The 23,406-nt window shown below is 58.7% G+C and carries 24 protein-coding genes and 1 tRNA gene; 12 read left to right on the forward strand and 13 right to left on the reverse strand.

The window, feature by feature from the left end; all coding sequences use genetic code 11:
- Positions 1–2: 2 nt before the first annotated feature.
- From AC1D2G_RS23750 to AC1D2G_RS23765, 4 genes are all read left to right on the forward strand, one after another.
- Positions 3–926 (forward strand): carbohydrate ABC transporter permease, encoded by a 924-nt coding sequence (locus AC1D2G_RS23750; RefSeq protein WP_457153697.1) that lies wholly within the window; start codon positions 3–5, stop codon positions 924–926.
- Positions 926–1,801: a carbohydrate ABC transporter permease gene (locus AC1D2G_RS23755; RefSeq protein ID WP_477417016.1), complete on the forward strand. Its 876-nt coding sequence runs from the start codon at positions 926–928 to the stop codon at positions 1,799–1,801. Before AC1D2G_RS23750 ends, AC1D2G_RS23755 begins: the two co-directional genes overlap by 1 nt.
- A 121-nt stretch (positions 1,802–1,922) precedes the next feature.
- Positions 1,923–2,663, forward strand: a complete 741-nt coding sequence (locus AC1D2G_RS23760) for an RraA family protein (protein ID WP_477417155.1) — start codon at positions 1,923–1,925, stop codon at positions 2,661–2,663.
- 26 nt (positions 2,664–2,689) lie between these two features.
- Positions 2,690–3,745 (forward strand): ABC transporter ATP-binding protein, encoded by a 1,056-nt coding sequence (locus AC1D2G_RS23765; RefSeq protein ID WP_457153695.1) that lies wholly within the window; start codon positions 2,690–2,692, stop codon positions 3,743–3,745.
- Here AC1D2G_RS23765 and AC1D2G_RS23770 read toward each other — a convergent pair.
- Positions 3,742–4,683 carry a GntR family transcriptional regulator gene (locus AC1D2G_RS23770; RefSeq protein WP_477417018.1) on the reverse strand — a complete coding sequence of 314 codons (942 nt, stop codon included), beginning with the start codon at positions 4,681–4,683 and terminating at the stop codon, positions 3,742–3,744. The genes AC1D2G_RS23765 and AC1D2G_RS23770 overlap by 4 nt on opposite strands.
- Before the next feature lie 165 nt (positions 4,684–4,848).
- Here AC1D2G_RS23770 and AC1D2G_RS23775 point away from each other — a divergent pair, with 165 nt between their 5' ends.
- The 4 genes from AC1D2G_RS23775 (at position 4,849) to AC1D2G_RS23790 (ending at position 8,819) form a co-directional block, all read left to right on the forward strand.
- Positions 4,849–5,901, forward strand: a complete 1,053-nt coding sequence (locus AC1D2G_RS23775; protein ID WP_477304262.1) for an ABC transporter permease — start codon at positions 4,849–4,851, stop codon at positions 5,899–5,901.
- Positions 5,898–6,683 (forward strand): ATP-binding cassette domain-containing protein, encoded by a 786-nt coding sequence (locus tag AC1D2G_RS23780; protein ID WP_477417020.1) that lies wholly within the window; start codon positions 5,898–5,900, stop codon positions 6,681–6,683. Before AC1D2G_RS23775 ends, AC1D2G_RS23780 begins: the two co-directional genes overlap by 4 nt.
- Positions 6,684–6,776: 93 nt before the next feature.
- Entirely contained in the window at positions 6,777–7,691 is a 915-nt protein-coding gene (locus AC1D2G_RS23785) for a sugar ABC transporter substrate-binding protein (RefSeq protein ID WP_457154369.1), read from the forward strand.
- A 105-nt stretch (positions 7,692–7,796) separates the two neighbouring features.
- A complete protein-coding gene (locus tag AC1D2G_RS23790; RefSeq protein ID WP_477417157.1) occupies positions 7,797–8,819 on the forward strand; it encodes a zinc-binding alcohol dehydrogenase family protein in 1,023 nt (340 codons plus the stop codon).
- Between the two features lie 102 nt (positions 8,820–8,921).
- Here AC1D2G_RS23790 and AC1D2G_RS23795 read toward each other — a convergent pair whose 3' ends face one another.
- From AC1D2G_RS23795 to AC1D2G_RS23805, 3 genes are all read right to left on the reverse strand, one after another.
- Positions 8,922–9,215 carry a hypothetical protein gene (locus AC1D2G_RS23795; RefSeq protein ID WP_477304258.1) on the reverse strand — a complete coding sequence of 98 codons (294 nt, stop codon included), beginning with the start codon at positions 9,213–9,215 and terminating at the stop codon, positions 8,922–8,924.
- 154 nt (positions 9,216–9,369) lie between these two features.
- Positions 9,370–9,720 carry a ribbon-helix-helix domain-containing protein gene (locus tag AC1D2G_RS23800; protein ID WP_477304256.1) on the reverse strand — a complete coding sequence of 117 codons (351 nt, stop codon included), beginning with the start codon at positions 9,718–9,720 and terminating at the stop codon, positions 9,370–9,372.
- Between the two features lie 193 nt (positions 9,721–9,913).
- Positions 9,914–9,988, reverse strand: a tRNA-Gly gene (locus AC1D2G_RS23805).
- A 229-nt stretch (positions 9,989–10,217) separates the two neighbouring features.
- Here AC1D2G_RS23805 and AC1D2G_RS23810 point away from each other — a divergent pair.
- On the forward strand, positions 10,218–10,505 hold the full coding sequence (locus tag AC1D2G_RS23810; RefSeq protein WP_477417022.1) for a hypothetical protein: 288 nt from the start codon (positions 10,218–10,220) through the stop codon (positions 10,503–10,505).
- 27 nt (positions 10,506–10,532) lie between these two features.
- Here AC1D2G_RS23810 and AC1D2G_RS23815 read toward each other — a convergent pair whose 3' ends face one another.
- Entirely contained in the window at positions 10,533–10,706 is a 174-nt protein-coding gene (locus AC1D2G_RS23815; protein ID WP_477417024.1) for a hypothetical protein, read from the reverse strand.
- Positions 10,707–10,969: 263 nt separating this feature from the next.
- On the opposite strand from AC1D2G_RS23815, the gene AC1D2G_RS23820 reads away from it, so the two are divergent.
- The gene (locus tag AC1D2G_RS23820; protein WP_095087600.1) at positions 10,970–11,194 is read left to right on the forward strand and encodes a hypothetical protein; all 225 of its coding nucleotides are present in this window, start codon (positions 10,970–10,972) and stop codon (positions 11,192–11,194) included.
- 116 nt (positions 11,195–11,310) lie between these two features.
- Here AC1D2G_RS23820 and AC1D2G_RS23825 read toward each other — a convergent pair whose 3' ends face one another.
- Positions 11,311–11,502 carry a hypothetical protein gene (locus tag AC1D2G_RS23825; protein WP_477288192.1) on the reverse strand — a complete coding sequence of 64 codons (192 nt, stop codon included), beginning with the start codon at positions 11,500–11,502 and terminating at the stop codon, positions 11,311–11,313.
- A gap of 2,601 nt (positions 11,503–14,103) precedes the next feature.
- On the opposite strand from AC1D2G_RS23825, the gene AC1D2G_RS23830 reads away from it, so the two are divergent.
- Positions 14,104–14,325 (forward strand): hypothetical protein, encoded by a 222-nt coding sequence (locus tag AC1D2G_RS23830; RefSeq protein WP_477417026.1) that lies wholly within the window; start codon positions 14,104–14,106, stop codon positions 14,323–14,325.
- Positions 14,326–14,338: 13 nt separating this feature from the next.
- Positions 14,339–14,608, forward strand: a complete 270-nt coding sequence (locus tag AC1D2G_RS23835; RefSeq protein ID WP_477417028.1) for a hypothetical protein — start codon at positions 14,339–14,341, stop codon at positions 14,606–14,608.
- A 539-nt stretch (positions 14,609–15,147) separates the two neighbouring features.
- Here the strand turns inward: AC1D2G_RS23835 and AC1D2G_RS23840 are convergent.
- From AC1D2G_RS23840 to AC1D2G_RS23870, 7 genes are all read right to left on the reverse strand, one after another.
- Positions 15,148–15,408 (reverse strand): hypothetical protein, encoded by a 261-nt coding sequence (locus AC1D2G_RS23840; RefSeq protein ID WP_477288202.1) that lies wholly within the window; start codon positions 15,406–15,408, stop codon positions 15,148–15,150.
- Between the two features lie 95 nt (positions 15,409–15,503).
- Entirely contained in the window at positions 15,504–17,066 is a 1,563-nt protein-coding gene (locus AC1D2G_RS23845) for a class I adenylate-forming enzyme family protein (RefSeq protein WP_477417030.1), read from the reverse strand.
- Between the two features lie 752 nt (positions 17,067–17,818).
- Positions 17,819–18,058: a hypothetical protein gene (locus tag AC1D2G_RS23850; protein ID WP_477417032.1), complete on the reverse strand. Its 240-nt coding sequence runs from the start codon at positions 18,056–18,058 to the stop codon at positions 17,819–17,821.
- A 157-nt stretch (positions 18,059–18,215) separates the two neighbouring features.
- Positions 18,216–18,428 (reverse strand): Flp family type IVb pilin, encoded by a 213-nt coding sequence (locus tag AC1D2G_RS23855; RefSeq protein WP_457154884.1) that lies wholly within the window; start codon positions 18,426–18,428, stop codon positions 18,216–18,218.
- 460 nt (positions 18,429–18,888) lie between these two features.
- The gene (locus tag AC1D2G_RS23860) at positions 18,889–20,397 is read right to left on the reverse strand and encodes a TadE/TadG family type IV pilus assembly protein (RefSeq protein WP_477417034.1); all 1,509 of its coding nucleotides are present in this window, start codon (positions 20,395–20,397) and stop codon (positions 18,889–18,891) included.
- A 1,053-nt stretch (positions 20,398–21,450) separates the two neighbouring features.
- On the reverse strand, positions 21,451–21,987 hold the full coding sequence (locus AC1D2G_RS23865) for a DnaJ domain-containing protein (RefSeq protein WP_477417036.1): 537 nt from the start codon (positions 21,985–21,987) through the stop codon (positions 21,451–21,453).
- A 249-nt stretch (positions 21,988–22,236) separates the two neighbouring features.
- Positions 22,237–23,331, reverse strand: a complete 1,095-nt coding sequence (locus AC1D2G_RS23870) for a hypothetical protein (protein ID WP_477417038.1) — start codon at positions 23,329–23,331, stop codon at positions 22,237–22,239.
- Between the last annotated feature and the right edge of the window lie 75 nt (positions 23,332–23,406).

Below are 23,406 nucleotides of genomic sequence, written 5' to 3' on the forward strand. Positions count from 1 at the left end.
GGATGTCGTCCATCCCACAGGGCCGGGTGTCGGGGCGTCGGCGGCGTTCGCCGCTGCCCTACACCTGGCAGAAGGGGTACCTTCTGGCCGGCCCGGCGTTCGTCGTCATGCTCGCCATCTTCGTCTATCCCCTGGGGTACTCGTTCCTCATGAGTTTCTTCCGGTGGGATCTGAGCGGCTCCGCGCCGTTCATCGGGACAGGAAACTACACAGACGAGCTGTTTGGTCGGCAGTTCAACCAAGCCCTTCGAAACCAGATCATCTTCAGCGTCGTCTCCATTACGGTCGAGGTGGTGGCTGGAATGGCGATCGCGGTGCTGGTCAACGGAGAATTGCGGGGCATGCGGCTCGCCCGCACGCTGCTGTTGGTGCCACCGATGATCGCTCCCGCCGTCGTCGGCCTCAATTTTCGGTGGCTTTTCAATACGCAATACGGTCTTGTTGATGCATTGCTGCGCATGTTCAACCTGCCCAGCATTCCCTGGCTCAGTGACCCGACCTGGGCCCTTGTCTCGGTCATTATCGCCGATGTCTGGCAGAACACGCCGCTGATGGTGCTGCTGTTCCTGGCCGGCCTGCAATCCTTGCCCCAGGAGCCGCTCGAAGCCGCGACGGTGGACGGCGCCGGGCCGTGGCAGCGCTTCTGGCACATTGTTCTGCCGTTGATGCGTCCGGTCATCATGATCGCGTTGATGCTGCGTATCATAGACACGTTCCGAACCTTCGACGTCGTCTGGCTGATGACGCAGGGCGGGCCGGGGGGCGCTTCCAACCTGCTTACCGTCTACGCCTACCTGCTGGCATTCCAGGCCGTGGATTTCGGGCACGCGGCGGCGGTTTCCTACATTGCTCTGGGGATGTCCCTGGTCGTGCTCGGCCTGCTCTACGGAGTGCCGTGGCTGATCGCAAAGCGGAGGGCCATCTGATGGATACTGCGGCCGTGAGCACGCATCGCAAGCCAAGACGCCGCCGCCGCCGGTTCACAGCCGGCGTTGCCGGACGCTACCTCGCTCTCATCCTGACCATCGCCTTCACCATTTTTCCGTTGGTGTGGCTGTTCCTGACGTCGATCCGCAGCTCGGCCGACATCTTCTCCGTGCCGGTCCACATCATTCCCGTGACCGCGACGTTGACGCAATACGTGTCGGTTTTCCGCGAATATGACACCATGGATTATGTCTGGAACACGGTCATCGTATCGTTCGTGACCGTCATTTTGGTCCATTTGCTGGCCATCCCCTGCGCCTATGCCCTGTCGCGCTTCAGGATGCCGGGCGTCATGCTGATCTTCGGCCTGCTCTTGATCATGCGGATGATCCCGGTCATCGCGCTCGCCATCCCGCTCTTCGCCGTGTTCGCGGCAATCGGCCTCCTGGATTCGGTCTGGGCGCTGATCCTCGCCCATACGGCTGCCAAACTGCCTGTCGCCATCTGGCTCCTGCTGGGCTTCATCCAGGATGTCCCGAGAGAGATCGAGGAAGCTGCCCAGTCAGACGGCGCCGGCACGATGCGCACGCTGGTCCAGATTGTCACGCCGCTGATCGCGCCTGGCATCGGGGCCAGTGCGGTGATCACCTTCCTTTTCACCTGGAACGATTTATTGCTCGCACTGACCCTGACGTCGAGCAAGTCCGCGCAGACCCTGCCGGTCGGGCTCACCAATTTCGTTTCGCAGTTCGGCATCAACTGGGGCGCCATGTCAGCTGCCGGCGTTCTCATGGTCATCCCGACTTTGGTGTTTGTCTGGTTTGCCCAAGGGCTGTTGGTCAAAGGCCTGACCACCGGTGCGGTCCGTGGCTGAGCGGCGGGCAAGGAGCAATGCGCTCGATGCTTTCGATGACAGTTGGTTAGGCAAGTGAGACCGGCGCGGTGGATAAAAGTGGTGCTGCGCTAAGGGAGGACGACGAGTGGAAGCGGACCAAATACCGGCCATATCAGACATTTCCCGGCCACCGAGGCAATTGGTCGATGCGCTTGCAGCGATCGGTTCGGCGACACTGGCCAGTGAGCTCTATCATAAGATGGGAATTCGTGATCCGCACATCCGGGGCCCGAGGCCATTGAGGTCCGGCCGCACTGCGGCAGGCCCGGCTCTCACGCTCCAATGCATGCCGAAGCGCGAAGATCTCTATAACGAAACAGAGTATGAGGACCCGGAGCGACAGCTCCACCGTCACGTTCTCTACCCCACGCAGCCGGGCGACATGGTTGTCGTCGATGCGCGCGGCGATCTGGGCAGCGGCATCTTCGGCGAGATGATGCTCACCTATTTCGCCGGTCGCGGCGGGGCCGGGGTGGTCGTCGACGGCTGCATCCGCGATTCTGCCCAGGCCGCGGCCCTGGATATAGGTATCTGGGTAAAGGGGGCGACGCCGAATTTCCACGCCCAGACCAACATTGTCCCCTTCGCCGTCAACGTCCCCATCGCGTGCGCGAATGTGCTCGTCATTCCCGGCGACATCATAGTGGCTGACGACGACGGCGTGGTCGTCGTGCCGATCGCACTTGCGCCCAAGCTGGTCGCGCTTGCCGGCGAGCATATCGAGTGGGAAGAATTTACCCGCGCGCGCTTGGCCGAAGGAGGGGATTTGCGGAAATACTACCCGTTGAGCGCGGAGGGCGAGACCGAATACCGCGCATGGCGGCACGCTCAGCGAAAATGAGCAGGGCCTGCACGGGAGGAAAATAGATGTCTGCAATCCAGATAGAACAGCTCGGCAAGAGCTTCGGCGCCGTGGAAGTTCTGCGCGACGTGAACATTGAAATTGCCAGCGGCGAGTTCGTGGTCCTCGTCGGCCCCTCGGGCTGCGGCAAGTCAACTCTTCTGCGTATGATCGCCGGCCTGGAAGAACAGACGACGGGCGAGATCCGCATAGGCGGGCGCGTCGTCGACGAGATGCCCGCGAAATCGCGCGACATAGCGATGGTGTTCCAGAGCTACGCGCTCTATCCGCATATGAGCGTGGCCGACAATATGAGCTTCGCCCTTCGACTGGCCAAGGTCCCCAGGGAAGAGATCGTCTCGAGGGTGAAGGCAGCCGCCGAAATCCTCGGCTTGCAGGATCTGCTGCGTCGTATGCCGCGCCAGCTGTCTGGCGGCCAGCGCCAGCGGGTCGCCATGGGCCGCGCGATCGTGCGCGACCCGGCAGCCTTCCTGTTTGACGAGCCGCTCAGCAATCTCGATGCAAAGTTGCGCGTCAAGATGCGTGCCGAGATCAAGAAGCTGCACCAACGGCTCGGGCGCACCAGCATCTACGTCACGCACGACCAGACCGAGGCGATGACGCTTGCCGACCGGATAGTGGTGCTGAACCGAGGCCAGGTCGAGCAGATCGGTACCCCTTCCGAGCTCTACGAGAACCCTGCCAACCTTTTCGTTGCGAGCTTTATCGGCTCACCGGAAATGAACCTGATCAAGGGCCGAATTGACAATGGCGCATTCGCCGCCGAGCAGGGCCTGCGCTTGCCCTTGGCCGATGGCGCTCGGATCAGTGACAGGGAAGGGGTGGTATACGGGATTCGCCCGCAGCACATCACTGTCGGCGGCACCCACGCAAAGGCAACGGTTCAGGTGGTGGAACCGACCGGCGAGGCCCAGGAACTTACCTTAAATGCGAATGGCGTCGATCTGATTGCCGAAATCCGGGAACAGCCCCTGTTCAAACCTGATCAAGAGGTGAAGTTGGAGATTATGGTGCATAAGGTGCACCTGTTCGACGCCCAGAGCGGCACCAGGATAAACTAGAGCGCTTGTGCGATCGGAACGTCTTGCCAGGCGTTGGTGTCCATCCCATCGAATACAATCAGCGAACGCATCAATGTTTCCCTTGCCGAAGCCAGATGGGCTCGGCAGACCCGCTCAATCCGCTCGGAATCGCGGCTTTCGAGCGCATCGATATAGGCGAGATGCTCCAGGATCGCCGCCTGGTTACGCTGTTTTTCGTCATGCTTGTTCCACTGATAGTGGTAGTGGAAAATGAAGCTGATGATATCGTAGAAATCGTCGATGAAGCGGTTCGGCGAAGCCTCGTTTATGAGCCGGTGAAACCGGTTGTCGAGACTGGAGAAGTCGTGAAAGCGGCTTTCAATCTGCTTCAGCAGTTCGGTATGCGCAACCTTGAGCACGGCGAGCTTCTCCCACAGCGGAGACGTGTCGGGCTGTCGTGAAAACAGATGCGCCGAGCGCAGCTCGAACATCACCCGGATCTCGAACAGCTCAAGTGCGAAATCTTCCGTAAAGCCCTTGAAAAGCCAGCCCGTGTTCGGCCTCTTCTCGAGCAGTCCAAACCGGCTGAATCGGATCAGGAACTCGCGAATTCCGTTGGTCGCGACGCCGAACTGACGCGCAAGCTCGAGTTCGTTGATGCTGGTACCGGGTCTGGTGTCACCCCGCAGCATCCACTCCATGAACTGCTGTTCCACATGCTTGGCCCGTGAGGTGGTTTCGGCGTCGGGATAGTAATCGCTATCCTCGACCGCACGGCCTGCCGTCCTGACACCGCTGCGCTCGGCGATAAGGTCGCGGTGGGCAAGTTCTCCCAAGACCTTTCGGACAGTCGTGCGGCTGACTCCCATTTTCCGTCGAAGCTCATTTTCGGAAGGGAGCTCTCCGGTCAATTGTCCGTCACGCAGCATACTGGCGACGCGATTGAAAGCCTTCTTGTAGACAGTGTCGGTTCGCATCGGATCTTCCTCTGAGCAAGACCTTGTCCTTTCTACCATGAACTTTATCCATAAAAAACAACTTGACCAAGTCATGCAGGTTGTTTTTTATCGATAAGAGGGAACTAAAATACAGCATGAGTTTTTGACGACGCGGCTTGCACGGGCCGCGGCGGGGAGGGAACTTTGCCTGAAACGCGAGGCACCGGCACCACTGTCGGCGACGCGGCAATGCCAGCACCCAAGAAGCAAGAAGCCGTTCCCGGACTCGCGCTTGGCCTGGCCCTGCTGAGCGCCGGTCCGGTCGTCATCCTGGTGTTGCTGATCGTCGTTCTCAGTTTTCTGTCCCCCTATTTCCTGACTGGACGCAACCTTAGCAACATCCTCGCCCAGACCGCCGTCATCTCGGTGGTGGCGATGGGCCAGCATCTGGTCATTCTGACACGAGGGATCGACCTCTCCGTCGGCTCGAACCTGGCACTGGCTTCCGTCGTCGGCGCGCTCAGCTTTCATGCCGGCGCTCCCGCCTTCGTGGTGATCGCGGTGATGGTCGGCTGCGGGGCGGCGGTCGGCACCATCAACGGGCTCTTCTACGTCTTCGGCCGGTTGCCGCATCCGTTCATCATCACGCTGGCGACATTGAGCATCGCCAAGGGGTTGGCGCTCCAGCTGGCCGACGGGCGCGCCATCCCTGGAATGCCGGATGCCATCGATGCGCTTGGCCGCGAGGCGGTCTGGGGTCTGCCTGGATCGGTTTTTGTGGTTGCGGGCGTTGCCGCGGTGCTTTTCGTCATGGCCAAGACGATGGTCTGGGGGCGCTGGATTTATGCCGTCGGCGGCCGGCCCGACGCTGCCGTGCGCATGGGCATTCCTGTGTCCTGGGTCCTGGTTTCGGTCTATGTGATCTCGGGGCTGTGCGCCGGCATCGGTGCCGTCATCCTTGCCGGCCGCACCGACGCCGGTTCGCCCTTGTTCGGCAATCTGCTGGAACTGGATACGATCGCGGCGGTGATCATCGGCGGTGCCAGTTTTCTCGGCGGCCGCGGCCATCTTGGCCATGCCTTGATTGGCGCCATCATGATCGGCGTCATCCGCAACGCGCTCAACCTGCTCAACGTCAACGTCTTCTTCCAGCTCATCGTCATCGGCGTGGTCATCGTCATCGCGGTCGAGGCTGACGTGCTGCGCAACTATCTCGAAGGGCGCGTGCGGGTCATGCAGGCCGGGAGGCAGTCATGAGCGCCGTTGCGGCCAGCGCCGATCCTACAGCCACCGCGGATCATCCCGTCCTGGCGGTGCGCGGTGCAACCAAGCGGTTCGGCTCGGTCGTGGCGCTGGACGATGTCAGCATCGAGGTCCGACGCGGCGAGATCCTCGGGCTTCTCGGCGACAACGGCGCCGGCAAGTCGACGTTGACCAAATGCATCAGCGGGGTGCACCAACTCGATGCCGGCGCGATCCTTCTGGACGGTGCGCCAACGCAGATACGCTCCCCTGCGGACGCGCGCTTCGCCGGCATCGAGACCGTCTATCAGGATCTGGCGCTTTTCGACAATCTGACGCCGGGACAGAACTTCTTTGCCGGTCGCGAGTTGGCCTGGCCGGAATGGCTTCCTCGCGGCATGCGATTTCTCCAACAGCGCAGGATGGATGCCGAAACGCGCATTCTGCTTGCCAATCTGAAGGTCACGTTGCCAAGGCTGGACGCCGTCGTCGCCATGATGTCGGGCGGTCAAAGGCAAGCCATCGCCGTGGCCCGGTCGACCGTGTTTGCCCGCAAGGTTGTGATCCTGGACGAACCGACCGCCGCACTTGGCCTGCGTGAATCGCGGCAAGTGTTGAACCTGGTCGCGACGCTGCGCGACCAGGGCAACGCCGTCATCCTGATCACCCACAACATGGAACACGTCACTGAGCTTGCCGACCGCGCCGTGGTGCTTCGCCAGGGCCRCAAGGTCGGCGAACTGGTGCCGACCAAGGACAACAAGCAGGAGCTGGTCTCCATGATCGTTGGAGCCTGACTCGCTCGAAATTTGGGGACTGTTCCGGTCCGCAAATGCCTGAAGCGACTTCCGCCGGAAGACGCCTCAATCCAAGGGAGGAATGGAATGCCAATGAACCGAAAACTGTTCACCGGGCTGGCGATCGCCGTTGCGTTTGCGATGCCGGCTTCGGCCGCCGACAAGATCAAGATCGGCCTGATTACGAAATTCCCGGTGCCGTTCTACTCGACCATGGAGGATGCAGCCAAGAAATACGCCGCCGCCCATCCCGAGATCGAGCTGGTTACCGGCCAGGGCCAGGCGGCTACCGACATCGAAGGGCAGATCGCGCTGATCGAGTCCATGATCACGCAAGGCGTCAAGGGTCTGGCGATCACTCCGGTCGATCCGACCGTTGCGCCGGCGCTCGACAAGGCGGTCGCCGCCGGCATCAAGGTGGTTCTCGTCGACAACAGCATCCCGGACTGGAAAGGCCAGACAGCGCTGGTCTCGACCAACAATCTCAACGGCGGCAAGATCGCCGGAGAGTACCTCAAGACCGTGCTCAAGAGCGGCGACAAGGTCGGCATCCTGCAAGGCGTTCCCGGAGTGCCGGCACTCGACGACCGGGTGACCGGCATGATGGAGGGCCTCGGCGACGTCAAGATCGATGTCGTCGGCAAGGGTGCAACCAATTGCACGCTCGAACTTGGCACGTCGGTGACCGAAGACATCCTGACCGCCAATCCCGATCTCAAGGCGATCTACTCGGCCTGCGGCCCGCCAATCCCGGGCGCCGTCAAATCGATCAGCAATGCGGGCATCGCCAACGACAAGATCATCCTGGTCGGCTTCGACGCCTGCTGCGGTGAGATCGAAGCGATCAAGTCGGGCGCGGAAGATGCCAGCGTTGCGCAATTTCCAGCAAAAATGGGTGAGCTTGGCATAGACACGGTCGTCAAGGCGATCCGCGGGGAAGCCGTCGAGGCCAATGTGGACACCGGCGCCGGTCTCGTGACGCTGCAGAACGTCAAGGACTTCGAGTGATCCACCAGTGGTCCGGTGGATTGCACCTCCGGACCACTTCCTGTTTCCGCACTCCAGGAATTATGCCGTTAGCGAAGGGGTGGAATTACACTTATGGACGCCACCATCAAGATCGTCCGATGCGCCGAGCCCGGCAGGCTGGCGTTCGAGGAACAGGCAGCGCCAGGCGCTCCGCCGGAAGGCTGGGTGCTGGTCAACGTCGCCCACGTCGGCATCTGCGGAACCGATTACCACATCTTCCAGGGCAAGCATCCGTACCTCGCCTACCCACGCGTCATGGGCCATGAGGTTTCGGGAACAATTGCGGCAATCAATGGGCCCGTGGACATGGCGGTCGGGCAACACGTCGTCGTCAACCCCTATCTTGCCTGCGGCAATTGTCCTGCCTGCCGCCAGGGCAAGCCGAACTGCTGCCTCGCGATCGAGGTGCTTGGCGTGCACCGTGACGGTGCCATGAGCGAACAGATTCTCGTGCCGGCGCAGAACCTCATTCCAGCGACCGGTCTGTCATTGGTCGAGGCGGCGGCGGTCGAGTTCCTGGCCATCGGTGCGCACGCGGTCCGCAGATCCATGGCCGGGCCGGGCAGCCGCACTTTGGTTATCGGCGCAGGGCCAATCGGCCTCGGTACCGCGCTTTTTGCCCGCATAGCGCGGCAGTGCGTGACCGTCATGGACGTCGATGCCGAGCGGCTGGCTTTTGCCGCAAGGCAGGGTTTTCTGGTGATCGACGGGTCGACGGGTTCGATTGTCGAGACGATAGCGGAGCGAACTGCCAGGACAGGTTTCGATGTGGTCTTCGATGCAACGGGAAACAGCCGTTCGATGCGGTCTGCCTTCGCCTATGTTGCCCATGGCGGCGTCATGGTGATGGTCAGCGTCGTGCAGGACGACATAACCTTCTCCGACCCAGAGTTCCACAAGCGGGAAATGATGCTGATCGGCAGTCGCAACGCGACGCGCGCCGACTTTCAGCACGTCATGGCTTCGATCCGCGCCGGAAAAATACCAATCGACGAACTCGTCACGCATCGTACGACTCTGCGTAACAGCCCTCGCGATATTGCGATCTGGGCGCAGCAGAAGTCCGGTCTGATCAAGGCTGTTATCGACGTGGCGGGATCTGGCTGATTTTGCCAAACGCCGTCGTGCGAAAAAGTCTCTCCGGAGCGTGAGGTACCTGCGAGGAGAGGAGGACCAGCCTGACTGGGCAGGGATACCCTGGTAAGATCGCTACGGGCTGAGGAGGTCGCCACTGACGACGACGTGATGCTCGACGAATTCCGGCTTGTTGATCAGGTACTGATCGTCCTTGGGATAGTAGTGGGCCCGCTCAGGTTGATCGCCCGCATAGGCCTTTACCGCTTCCATATCGGTCCACCAGCTCAGAGCGCATATCTCCGTAACGCCGTCGCTGAGGTCGCGCAGCGTGATCTGGTGACCGAGATTGCCTTTGGTGGCGCCAAGCTCGTCGCCACCGGTCCCTGCCACGTAGCGCGCGTATTCGGCGGCCATCTGCGTGCGCACCGTCCCGCACCATCTTCGAAGAATTACCTGCCGGACCACTAACCCTGGCCTCCGCTACCTATTTCCCGTCACCCATCTTGAACATCACCCCGCCGCCGCCATTCTTGGCAATGACCTCGACCCCGGCTGGGCACGCGGGAAGTCGTCCAGGGTTTCACTCTGCCTTCAGTACCTGGTATCTGATCGACCAGTCACGAATGATCAGTCGGACGGCCTCAGGTCGCGAAACATCATGCTCGGCAGCAAATTGATCGACGCCCGCGAGCATGTCCGGTTGAAGGCGGACCATGATTGGCACGCCCTTTCCAGTCGGGGCCGGTCCCCGCCGTTTCTTTGATACCACGGTTTCTTGCTTTGGCATAAGAACCGTGATATCAGAATTCTTGTCCTTGCGGAAGCGCTGGATCCTCACACTAAAACTGAATTGGCGAAGATCCGATGCCGAACACCATTGTTCGAGCAGCCGCCGAAGGCCGCCCGCTCTCAACCGCGGCGGCTGCTTCAACCGCCGCCGCCGTAGCGGTCGAGCCAACGAACATGGCCGAAGCTGCGCCCAAGGGCGAGTTCATGGCATCGTGCAGGACATCCATGGAATGGAATGACTTTAACCAACGCTCTGACGCCGGGTGGGGAGGGCATTGGCGGCACTGATCTTGTTGACAAGGCACTCGGCCCGCAGCCCCACCAGCGAACGGGTTTGGTGCACTCGGCAGGGCTCGAACCTGCATCTGCCCGGGAAGGTCCCGCTCTGTCCTAGATTGAGCTACGAGCGCCAATGTTGGCACGCTAGTAGAACGGGCCCATTCGATCAAATTAGCGATTGGGATAGCCGGCACATGCATTGGAAGTAGGTCGAGGTGGGAGGCCGAGCTACCCTCTGTATCGCCCTTTCTCGCACCAATACCGAACAACGACACCGGGTTGCGCCCGAAACAGACTGGCCGCAAGTTGACAATTCTCTCTGTTGTATGCCTCCGCCTCGGTCGCATCGAACGTGGCCACATGGATACGCATTTCGGCGGCAGCGGAGCTTCGGTACAGCGTATAGGTCTTGGAGTCATCAGGCTGGGGCGCGCAGCCAGCCAAGGCCGAAACCACCGCCAGAGCAAGGAACAACCTCATTTCAGCATCATAGGTGAGACGGATCTAAGGAATGGAAAGGTCACGTTGCGCGGCGAACCTTTCGATCGCCAACGTGAAAGTGACATGATCTACGCCGGCTATGTGGAGGTGCTCGTTGCATCAGGCCCCGACGCACCGAAAGGCAGCGATGCTTTGGCCGGCGAGTGAAACTTACGGCGGGCATCCTCGTACAGTTCAGCGCTTCGCGAGGTCGTCAAATGTGATCCCGGTGCCATAACCGCTTGGTAGATCGGCGGTTGCCTCCCGGAAACTGCGTTCAACGGCAGCCGTGTACCGGCCGACATTCGCCAGCCTATCCCAAATGACGAAGGCGACAGCCAAGGCGATGACGACGAGCACCATTCGCATCGGAACCTCCCTCAAAGAGTTCCAGCAGGTATAATACAGCCTGTTGCTAATATGCGCCAGCGTGGACGATGGCGAGGCTCGCGTCGGCCTATGTCCAACCTCGCGGTCAGCGACGTCAATCAGCGCTAGCTAATATAGATGAGCCCGCGTCATCCAATCGAGGGATGGCGCGACTTATCCCGCTGCTCCACTTGATGGCAAGGCAAAGGGCGGCAATCCGGTTTTGCTGCCCAAGGGGCCTGCTAGCTCTAGGGGGGCTAAATATGAGCAATACTACTCTCATTGCTATCGCTATCCTCGCGATCAGCATCGGCCATGCCGATGCCAAGGGCCGCAAGGTGGACCTGCCGGTTTGCACCGCGTCAAACCACCTCTTCGAAGTCCTGGGTGACAAATGTTTTCTCGTCAAAGGTTCGATGATCTATGGCGACATCGCCGGTCTTTCCCAGATAGTCACCTGGGCTGGGGGTGGATCTGGCGGTCTGTGAGGTGCGCCCTTAGGTGCCATCGACGGGGACAGGCTACAAAAAAGGCCTATGCCGCAATGGCCGGTGCGCTCACAACCTAAGCACCCTCGCACCGGCCATTTCTTTTTGCGTCCAGCCTACAGTCGCGTGAATTCGGCAAGCCCTAAGCGTAGCCGCTGGCCCTCTGCATAGGCGAGAGCGAAAGATTCCAGTTCGAATGATCGGGTTAGTTCCTGGTCGTCTTCGACCACGCGGACGAACCATTCTCCGCAGGCTTCGACCACTTCAACGCAAGGGTAAACCTTGCCGTTCGACGTTACGCTATCCATCGCAGCCTCCCTAGAAAGCAATGGGGAACGTCCATTTTTATAAAGCTCGTCCGAGAGGAATTTCAATATCAAATGTGGTTGCAATAGCCGACCGGTGCGGCCAGCCCGGCGCCCTGTTTTTTACACTGAACAAACCAAAAAGGGCGCCGAGCCTTCACCGGCGGCGCTTTGAGGGAAGCGACGCCGAGAAGTGAGCATAGCGCTCTCGCTAGAGTTGTCGGAATACAACCTTTAGGATGATGGCCGCTGCTGCCCTACATTCTGATCGAAACATACGACAACAGGTAAACGATCGCGATGGTCGCCGTAGCGAGTACGACCCATACGCCCAAGCTGCTCATGCTTCCTCACTTTCCGCCGGCGCACCGTTGGGCAGGATGTTGGGATGGAGGACGCCGGCCCAGGCGGAAAAGGTACTACAAGCACAAGCTAATATAATCGAGATGCAGACGCCTATGGTGTGATCGCGGAAGCCTTGGCGTAAGCGCTCCCGTCGGTGTCGCTTTCCTCATCAATCCCGAGCACCTTCCTAAGCGCTTGATGACGGTGCATCGCATCGCCGTCCTGATAGCAGCCTAATCCTCTAAGAACGCCCGCCACTTGCCGCAGGCGCTGAGCAACCGCGATTGGAAACTCTCGCTCAGCTCATTACGATCGATTTGGGTCTTTAGGGCCGGCAAGCCAAGGACTTCAGTCTCAATTGCGCGATTGCTAATGTAATATAGACTTATCACCAGCGGGGGCTTTTCTCGCGATGGCCGGTGCTCGCTTACAACCCCTCGTCGTCTGCACCGGCCATTCCTTCGCGAGGCTACTAGCGGCCCAGCGGCCAAGGGCGGGGGGCTGGGGTTTGACCACCGGGCCTAACCGGCGCGGGGTTGGGGCTCGCCGGCTGGCGAATTATACGCCGTTCCCGCTTAGTCGACCATGTCTCACAGTGACTTCTTGCGTGTCGGAGAGCTCCGCCTTACGTGGCGGGCTTTTTCCCTGGTTCACTCTGAGCCGGTGCTAAGTACGGTGTACGACGACGTTGTCACCGCCCCGGAACCGTTACCACGCGTGACGCGCACTGTAGCAGGTCGGCTCTTCACAGGGGCAGGGGTTGCGGTCGAAGCGACTGTCCCGATCACGTCTGTGGCGCTGGCGTAGAATAGCTCGCCATTCGGCGAGACGCCCCATCTCGCGATATCATTCTCATCTCTGATCACCTGGCAACGTCCGACCGTTTTTTGACCAGTTTGCGGAACTCTCGATATCTGATCAGCCAGCGCTTCTTCGCATTGGGATGTGGTCGAAAAGATCATGGGCTTTGCTGCCGGCGCTCGGCATAGCATCAAATCGGGACTGCACGACAACAGCACCATAATGGCAGACGTTACCGTATCCATCGCCCTTCGCCTCCGCCACGCAATATAGCCTCAATGCTGAGATTGCGGAATGGTTCAAACGATCGAGCCCGCTGCCTTACGGTGGTGGGCCAGGACCATACTTCACAAGCAGCTTGCAGAGGCTGAAATCGAGCGCTTTCCGGTGGAGGCGGAACGGCTGCACAAGAGCTCGTCCAGCCGCTCCTATCGCCTGGCAGCGACGATTGCCGGGCGCTCCAGCGCACCACGAAGCGCTATTGAAGACGGTCGAGGACATCACCGGCAAGGATGCGCCCTTCATTCAATGGTTGGGACCGGACCGGTCTCCTACGCAGGGGTTGGGACTTCAGTCTCAGTTGAGCTATCGCTAATATGCCTATAGCTTAGGCAGTGCGGGGACAACCCGAAAACCTAATCCCGCAATGGCCGGTGCGGCTCGCTTACAACCCCAAGCACCCCGCCGGCCATTTCTTTTGCGTCTGGATGGCGCGGACTGCCTAAGCTCGATCGCGCGGGGGACATATGCGCAGGTCAGTCAAGATACTCGTGCCGGTCTTGGCCGTCGTTTCGACTGAGGCCATGGCTCACGAATGGTATACCGGGAAGAAGGACCCCGTCACTGGCTTCGACTGCTGCGCAGGGTCAGAGTGCGCACCGATCCCGCAATCTGAAGTCAGAGAAATGCCGGGCGGCTATATCTATCTTCCCACTGGCGAGTTCATCCCGCTTCGTCGCGTGCAACATAGCCATGATAGGCAGTATCACCGCTGCATCTATCACTCGGAATTTCTCAACCTGGATCAGGGCAGTTTCAGGAAGGGCGACACACGCTGTTTCTTTGCGCCGCATATCGAGATCGGCGCTGCGTATTAAAGCGGCCCGGCAACCGGCAGCAGCTTCAGTGTGGTTTCGGTCGGTTGCTCATGTAATCCACGGCCACGACCGCGACGAACGCCAAAACAACGATGGCTGTTCCACCTACCCAAATAACAGACATTTCGACCCCCCACGCGCGACTATACTACGGCCGAGAAGCCATGGTCGCAACGGTGGGTCTTTAGGGTCAGTAAACGAGGGACTTCAGTCTCAATTGCGAGACTTCTAAAACAATATAGATTTATCAGCGCGGGGGCCTTTCCCGCTATCGCGATGGCCGGTGCGGCTTCGCTTCCCCAAGCATCCCCTGCGCCGGCCATTCCTTCGCGAGGCACCAGCGGCCCAGCGGGAGGGTGCCATGCGAGATTTGCCCATCGACGTCGATGCAGATGTTGTGATTGCAGTCGGCCGGTATCTTGATGATCACGCGAAGACCACCGCAGTTTCGATATCTGAAGCGCTCCGTGTAATCAGGCGTGGCGTCAACAAATCGCGCATCGGCGATATGTGGCTGGAGGAACTGATTGTCGAAAGCGCCGCAGCCAGAAAGCTTGCCATCTTGTTGGACAACCACAACTAAGGCGCGATCCGGCTTGCTTTCGTACACAGTGCGTGTGCGCTACATTTTAGCGGTGCCTGATAAGCCTGTAACAACCTATGTGGTCAGCGTGTTCGAGAAGCCGCACTGGCGCACGGCGCTAACCGCCAAGGACAAAGACAAGGCCTTGGCCATGGCGAAGGAGACCGCCGACAAGGCACGGATCGAGGAGATCACGCCGAAGGGCGCTGACCGCGACAAAATTACCCGTGCAAACGATATGAAGCGCGAAGATCCGCAATGCGTGATCGGGAACTACGCCTGACAAGGTGCGTTGCATGGAAAATGCCTGCTCTTCCTGCAGGCGAGAGCGGGAGATTTGTATGGATCGGCGATCCTTCTTGACAGCAATGTTTGGTATTGCAGGGGCAGCGGCATTTGCAAGCGCAGTTCGGCCTATCGACGCAGTGGCCGGCGTTCCAGGCGCCAGAAGCGGCATTCTCGATGAACTCGAGGCGCCAGAGGCCGAGACCTTCGACAACGACGGTACCCCGGCAGAAGTGGATCGGGTCCACTACCGCTACTACCGCCGCTACCCCCGCCGAGGTTGGAGAAGGGTCTGCCGTAGCTATTGGCGACATGGTCGTTGGCACGTTCTATGCTACCGCAGGAGTGCTTGGGGTTATTATCCCCGTGGATACTAGCGAGTGGGCTCCGCCCGAATTAGTCCCGGATTGAAAGCCCGCCACGGGAGCGACCTGCGGGGGCTTTTGGAGTGGCTACAGAAGCGCTGAGCGGATTTTCACCGGGCGGCGCCAGCGAGCTTCGAGGCGGTGATCGCGGCGATGTAGATCGGAACCACGCCTACATCTTGGTCTTCAGGCTGGGCGCGCTCGGCTTCATGTTGTCCCGCATCATGTCCACGAAGGCGCAAGCTCCCTTGGTGAACTGCGAATCCACGCCCACGCCGAGATTCATATCTTCCTTTGTCATCGCGAACACCGCATCGAGTAGTTGATCGTTCAAGACACCACGGTGCGTTAAGATAAGAAAAAGCGATCGGATAAGAGCTGTGTTGGCAATTAATATTTCTGGCGTTGTGTACTCGTGAGATTTTGAGATCATTTTGCCCCTCCACTTTCCCCAAGGCCAACATCGCGCCAGTCGAGCGCAAACGCAAGCAGGCTCCCCGAAAGGAGTAGCGAGCTCCCCTCTGATGCCTACCCTGTTGATGCTTCCGATTTCAGAAGGCGCTCCGCCAACTTCTTCAACACCACCCGATCAACCTTATCCGTGGCGCTGAGGGGCATCTCATCCAGCAAAAAAACGCTCTCCGGTGCCTTATAGCCAACGCTGGCGCGAGCGAAATGGATAAGCTCCTGCGGGGCTGGCTGCGCGGCGCCTGGCTTGAAAGTTACGAACGCGTGGACATTTTCGCCATGGACGGTATCAGGGACCCCGACAACTCCGGCGATTGCCACAGCGGGATGCCGCATAAGGGCTTCCTCGACGTCCTGCGGGCTGATGTTCGAGCCATCGTGTACGATGATCTGTTTTCGCCGCCCGCAGAACCAAAGGTATCCGTCCTCGTCTATCTTCATCACATCGCCGGTGTCCAGCCAGCCATCCCTGATGGTGGCACGCGTTGCATCTGCATCACCCCAATAGCCGACCATGTTGCAAGGCGAATTGATCCAAAGGCGCCCCTGAGCGCCGGGAGGCAGTTCATTGCCGTTATCGTCGCGGATGGATATCTGGTAGCCGACAATCTGACGCCCGATCGAACCCGCTTTGTTGAGCCCGTCAGGAGGGTTGATCGTGGCAACTCCAATTTCAGACATGCCGTACAGCTCATTGACGGACAAGCCGCTGAGCGCAGTAACTTCGAGCGCCAGCTCGAGCGGCACTTTATCGCCGCCGGCACAGAGCAGTCTGAATGACGAAAAGTCTTCGCGCCTGGCATTCTTCGCCCGAACCAACCCGAAGAGGACCGAGGGCAAAGCGATGAGTATGGTTGGGCGATGCTCGCGCAGCATCAACAGGAGCCCGGGTCCATCGAAGCTTGGCGGGACGACGACACGAGCGCCGGCTGCGAGTCCCATGAGAGCGTCCAGGAGCGCTCCGATGTGCGACATGGATCCGCTCAGCAGAACGATGTCGTCCGCCGCAGTTTGGCAGCCCTGTGCGAAGCTGGCAATCATACTGCCCAGACTTTCGAAACTATGGGCTACGCCCTTTGCCGGGCCGGTACTGCCCGAAGTGAAAAAGATAACCGCAGGATCAGTAGGCGCAGGCATAGGCGAATTTTCGTGCGCGATCGGGCTCTCCAAGAGCGTCGCGAAGTTTGAATGGCGATCGTGCTCGGAGCCGTAGTTGATGACCCCAAGTGGCAAGTCCCGCGCGACACTGGACGTGATGTCTTCCTGACGGTCAACATGGGCCAATAGCGCCCGGGCGCCGCTCGTCTTGAGTCCATGATCGATCTCGGGAGGCGTGTATCGGTAGTTCAAGGGTACTGCCACGATCCCCGATTTGAAGCAGCCCAGGTAGTGAATCATCAGCGCAGCGCTATTGGGCATGAGCGACGCAATTCTATCGCCCGGCTTCAGCCCATAGGCCAGCAAGCCAGCGGAATAGCGTTTGCTGGCGCGCTCGAGTTCTTGCCAGCTCAAGCTGCCCTCGGGGCTAACAAGTGCCAGATCATCTGGCTTGCGTCTTAGCCCAACGTCGAGCAGACGTGGTACCCAGATTGGCTCGTCATGCTTGGCTCGTGACTGAGGCACTTCGTTCCCGCCGCGGGATTGACGGCCGTCGATGGTCCTGACTTGCTGAATTTGGATCGTGCACGGCCTAAGTTGTAGCCATGTTAGCAGTCGCTCATTTTAGATTGAAGGTCTGGTTCACTCGACCTAACCGGAAAACGGATGTGGGCCCCTGGGCGGCCATCAGCAGGCAAGCGGCCATGCCGATCATATCGCGCTGCCGGTAGCGCCAGGAGGCGCTAGCGAGCATCTAGGCGGTGATGGCGGCGATGTAGAGGGGAAACGCTCAACCGGGTCGGACTAGGGCAAAGAAGCAACGGCGGCCCACGCCTGAACCACAGTTGCCGCGACGCCGATGCTAGCAATAAAAAGACCGGCAATTGCCAGACCGCGCTCAAAACCAGCGAACCGCGGTCGTTCCATCTCGGTATGTCGAACCCGTACGGTCAGGTTGCCGCATTGCCGTTCAGCTTCGACAACAAGAGTATCGGCGTCGATCACTTCCTGAAGAAACGTGGCCGTCGGAAGTCATAGAAAAACCACCAGCGCAACGTCTGCCGTTGAGATCGACAGCAGCCCCGGTGCCCCTTGGAATGGCTACTACAAGAGCGGCGTCAGCGAAGCAGCGATAGTGAACGTCTCCAGCTATTCGTCAGGCGGCGGCAACGTCAGTTATGGCCTCGCGAAGATCGAATCGTTGGTCTGAGATAGACACGGCCGTCACGCCGCGGCAAAAAAGCATAGGCTGAAGGTTACGGCTGACTTGAGAACTGCTACGCCCTACGCCATGTCCGATAATCCGCAGGCTTCGGTAAGTTCGGCTGTGAAGTGGTGGCGTCCTCGATGACGATAGATTCCGCTTTTGGCTGGAGCCACAATCGTACCTCGACCATGGTGGTGGTAGCGATTGCACCGGCCACAGCCGCCAGAAGAAACAGTCCCCAAAAACGGTCCTGCAGACTTCTTCGCGGGGCGGTCAGAATATGCTCAAGGTCGTCTAGCAGATTGTCCATGCCCCTATTTTACATCGAAAATCTTTAGACACTGCTAATGAACAGCGTTCTCATCGAACGCCAAGGCCAACCTATCTGGCCATCTGGCGATTCGCTCGCACCGACCCAAGTTGAAGTGCGCCGCTCGGGTTCAATCGGACGGCGGCGCGCGTAGTCACTACGGCGTGCAATCGCCGCCAGCACCGCCACCAGCAGTGACGCCCTTGGTGTTGAGGTTGGCGCAGAGACCGGTGAACTGATCACCAACCCACCCGCCGATGGCAAGGATCGCGAGCAGCGACACTGCAGAGATGATACCGACGAGAATAGAATATTCGACCATCGCGGCGCCGGACTCTTCATCGCGGAACTGCTGAATGAACTTACGCATGTTCCTTCCCCCTTGTTGACTTTCAACCCCGGAGCCGACCTATGCTCAAAGCCCCGTCGAGGGTTATTTAGCTACCGCTGAAGAAGTGCTGGAGTCAAAGGGATTTTAACGCACCATTAACTGGAATGACCTCCGAAAGCGCTTGGATGATCGAGCTAACCAGATGATTTTGCGTGGAATTTTGGCGACTTAACTATAGAAATAGCCCTTTGGTGGAAGATATATCCCGTTATTTGCACAACTTGCGACGACTGTGTTTTTGACGACGTTCAAAAGCGCTGCCTGGTAAGCCACAGCAAGGCGCCAGATTAGAGCTGGGCTTTAAGGAAGGAACGAAGCGGTAGACCCGACACTCAGCCGGCCAGTGGGTGCCCTATAGCAATGCCGATACCGATGGCGAGGCCACCAGCGAGCTTTGCGGCAAAGTCTAGGGCGAAGGCGCGGATGGAGCCCGTCCCGCCTATCTGTAGAGCTGCGCCTCGTTTCGGAATGCTTTGTCTACAAGGGTGTTATTGGCAAACCCTCCATCGACGTCGACAATCTCTAGGCTGATTGGCTTCTCGCCGGCCGAAGAATCTTCATCGTCCTTGCTGTTATCCTGCTTCTGGATGGGGCTGTTTATGAAGACGCTGGTATAGCCATCAGGCTTGAGCTGGGTATGGCCATTGATCTTGGCCTGGTTGGCGATGCAGTTGACGATCGCCATGTTGAGCAACCGGCGATCGGGATCCAGGGTTGGCGTCGCTCCTTTGAAGCAGGCTGGAACGCCGGTCTCCTTTGTCGGCGCCTTGGACTTGTCCCCGACAAGCCCGTTCGCGATCTCGTATTTATAGACGTCATATCTGGAAGCCGGTACAGCGGCGCCGGTCGGGTTGGTGGTGCTCGGGACGTTGGGGTATGCCGTACCGTGATTGATCAGCCAATAATTGCTGCGATCCCAGGTCGAATTCGTCATCCCTGTGGCGGAATCGAAGCTATTGCCTGGCGGTAGCGCCATTGCCGTCCCGTCTGTGTTTGCCTTGTATTTGTTGCAGTTGGCGGTTTTGTCCACTCCCTTGCGCACATTGGTCGCCGGCCGATATCGCCAGTCCTTGTCATTCTTCTTCAGCGAGGAACTGTAGATGTCGAAGCGGACGTTGAGCCCAGCGTTGACCTGGCCCAAAGTGACGCCGGTTTTCGTGGTGAGCTTATCGCGTTGATAGCAAGTGCCTGCGGTGCCCATTGCGAGGGCATCTCGCAGCGAGGTCAAGTTGTTGTCGATTAGTCCGAAGTTGCCGGGACCAGGGTTCGAGTCAACCTTGAGGATGCGGTATTCGCGGCTATAGGTGAGGCCGGCGGCGAACGCTTGCTGGATGGTTTTGCTGGTCGCGGGCGTCGTCGTTTCGAACGGGTTGCACATGAAAATCGGCACGGTTTCGCAGATAGACTGGACGAACCCGGCCACGGCCTGGGGCTGAATATCGATCTTGTCGGCGCTGCCGATGAAGCTTGCAGGGAAGATCGTCTCGAAGGCACCGGCACCATCCGCCAGACCAGAGGCAATCACCGTCACTTCGGCGAATTGTACCGCCTTAGGGTCAGTGCTTGCCCAGTTGACGCCGTTGCCGTCGACGCCATCGGCGGTCAACGGGATGTCATCGCTGGCAGGTATTCCGGTCAGGTAAGTGATTTTCACGTCTGCAAGAGTGAGCGTGTGATTGTCTGCCGTAGAAAACTTGGTGTTGTTGGTGAGGAGAGTTGCGGCCGCCAGATTGCCTCTGGTGATCGAATCCGCCCGGCCGTCAAGTTCCGCCGCAATGGCAATGGCCATCGCGTCGATGCCCTTCTGCAGATCGTTTTGGAGCCCGTTGACACGAGCCACATCGATCGCCAATACGGAAAAACCGATCAGAACCGGAAACATAATGGCGACGAAGATCATCGCGATACCGCGTTGATCATTCCAGAATTCGCGCAAAAAATGAAACATCGCAGCGCCCCCAACCCTGCCGCAAATATTTCCCCGTGGAAAGACAATAGACCTCATTTTTCTCCGCGGTCAAGTGGCCGTTATTCATCTTGGTTGCCGTATATTTTCGGCATACCCCGCTATATAAATCTTCTCTCCGCATTTTTCTGATACCTATGTTCATTCCATGCATGGGAGATGTTGATCGATCCTCGTATAGTTTTGGCGGAATTCGATAGGGGGACATCTTTATGCAGATCGAACACGCCTAAAAACTGATCCTGCGGAGTATGTATATATCTTGATTGACTGAAGTAACCGAACTGCCGATGGGTGTTGGTAGAACTTAAGCAGTTGACCCAGACCTTTGCGTCTGTCATGCAAGACTTTAGTCCTGCCCTCTGCCGGCCTCTTCATCTGCTCAAATGCAGGGGGGCGAGCCGCGACCGGGCATCCCAAGGGGCCTGCAGAGGGAGCGGAACCGCGACTGGAAGCCGATATCCGGGACGACTAGAGCCCAATTGATCCGCCTGACTGGCGCGGTCGGCGGCTCGTCAAGCGTTAGCTAATATAGATGAGCCCGCTTCATCCGATCGAGGGATGGCGCGACTTACCCGCTGCTCCGAGGAGGTCTCGGCCGGGCTATTCAGGGTATATTACTTCGCCTACCAGCGCGGCTATGAATGCCAAGAGAAGATATGCGTGGCGAGTTCATCGTCACGGCCGACACGATGGTGGCGATGCCGAACGCGACAGGAGCACGGGAAGCCTCGCGTCGGCTACTTGGGGAATAGCGCTCGCCGATGAATTGATCAAAATCTCTGCCGAGAACATTGGCCCGCTGCCTCTGGTGGCGGTCTATTTCTTTTGGCGGACAATATCCCCCAGAACGTCAGGGGAGTAATTTCGCACCTGTCGCTGCTTGTTGACGCGAGGCATATCTACAGGCAAGAGGCAGAGCGGGTTTGGTTGCGGTGGCATGCGGCCACAGGTGGGCGCCAGGACGCGCGGTGTGGTTCGGGGGTCTAGGACGGCGGCCGGCGGGAAACGCAACTGGCGAGGCTGTGCAGGGCTTCAGCCTGCGAAGTCCAGGAGTATGGTGGCGGGCTCACGACGAAGTTCGGTATGGGTGCGGTCGATGCCTTCCACGGTGATCGCAAACGTCCCGTTTTCGATCCTTCCTATCCAGCCTTTGGCTTTTAGATACCAAAGATGAAACTCCAGATGTTCACGCGGGCAGTCTGCCAGGCGCTCGATTTCTGTATCGCCAACACCAGCATTGTTCACGTCTTGTCGGCGTTTGACATAGAGGAGCGAGAGCACTTTGGCCTGAATGACGGCATCCCGTTCTATGCCTTTGGCGTTGCTGGCTTCCTCGCTCAACCCGCGGCGAATGTTCAAATGCTCTTTATACTCGATGTCGTACTGCGCGCGCTTGAGCGGATCTTTGAGCGTATTGTGGGCATCTACGATTTCACTAAAGCGGGATTCGTCCCCGGTATCCCGGTTGTCGGGATGGTAGCGCATGGCAAAATAACGAAATATCCGTTCTATCGTTTCCGAGTTGGCGTTCGGACTGATTTCCAGAAGTTCATAGTAATCAACGAACAAAGTGATCCTCCCTCGACATCGAGGCAGAGTGTTACGACGCCTCTTCGTCGCCGGCGAGGACCAAGCAATAGTGGTGCCAGACGCATTGACCCATTGCGGGACATCATCTGCGCGCGTCGCTTAAGCCGGTGGCACGCTAACCGCCAGTCTGCGCTCCCAGTGTGCGCGACTGCGAGCTTGTCGAGAGCCGTGGTCGGGCTGGACGCGCAGCGCTTAGGATCGCGATCGGCACGCTGGTGAGGTTCGGGGTCAGTGCCGACTTGAAGGGGGTTGCCTACGAAAGCTGACCAAGGCACGCATGAAGCCTACCACTTTATCCACCAATGGCGGATGAGCTATTCTATCAGCTTTTTCTCGGGCAAGTCGCTCCTGTTCCAAGGCATTTCGTCGAGCCTCTAGCCCATCATCATACAGATTCTGGGCGTAGCGCTTCCTTGAATGCTCTGACGCCGAAAGCGAATTGGCGTCCAGCCATGCTTTGAACAGGTCGGGTCTGATGCGCACGTTGTAGCGGGCAAACCCAGGCTGCTTCGCTATATGCGATACTTCTAAATTTGCGCGCCACTCTTCCCAAGTCGCGGGCATATCGTCGGCGCCAGGAAGCTCCCGGATAAGAGGATAGTCTTTGGGCATGTAAACCGGAACTGCCTCTCCCGCGGTAGCCAAAGCGCGCCTCGGATCGAGCTCTTCGCGATTTCTGGCACGAAAATCCGCCAGTGCTGTTTCTGTTTCCTCTTTCGACCTGCCGGCAATGATTTGAAATGGCGGTTCGGGCGCCGTTAGGATAGCGCCGTTGTCAGATATCATCAGAAAGAGCTCGGACTGATCTTCTAGTCGAAACAGAAAGCAATAACCTTCAGGCTCCTTGAGCCCCATACTCGGGTGGGTGAACCTTGCGTGAAAATTAATTGGTTTCGGCTTCGATATTTCTCGAAGCATCTCGACTCCAACGGTCCCGGCGTACTCTGCGTACCCGATATGCTCCATACTCCGCTCCCACTCGATTGGAATGCATGCATGGGCAGTCTTCAGGAAAGCAAATCCACCTTTTTGTGTGGATATGTCGATGTCTTCGAATGGCGCAAGAACCATACCCTCAGACATCTTGACTGCTCGCAACCGACCAATCACGGTTTCAAGGCAATAGCTCTTCACCTTATTGCCTCGCATGTTGAGCAAAGCTTCAGCTTCCCTAATTTCTGTGATTAATGGTCGTTCCGGCAGTGCATTGCAGAAGCTCTGTAAGAATGGTGTCGGATCGTTAGGATCGCTGATCTTAAAGATCGTGGAAAGCAGCCATTCGTCGTCCCTTTTAATGGCTTCCTTTTTGTTGAATGCGCGCAAGTTCCCCTCCCTTTTCACCAAGGGTCAGCATCGCGCAGCGCGCAGTCAACTGCAAGGCGAGCCTGCCAGCTATCG

The sequence above is a fragment of the Mesorhizobium sp. P2_C7 genome (genome assembly GCF_056404515.1).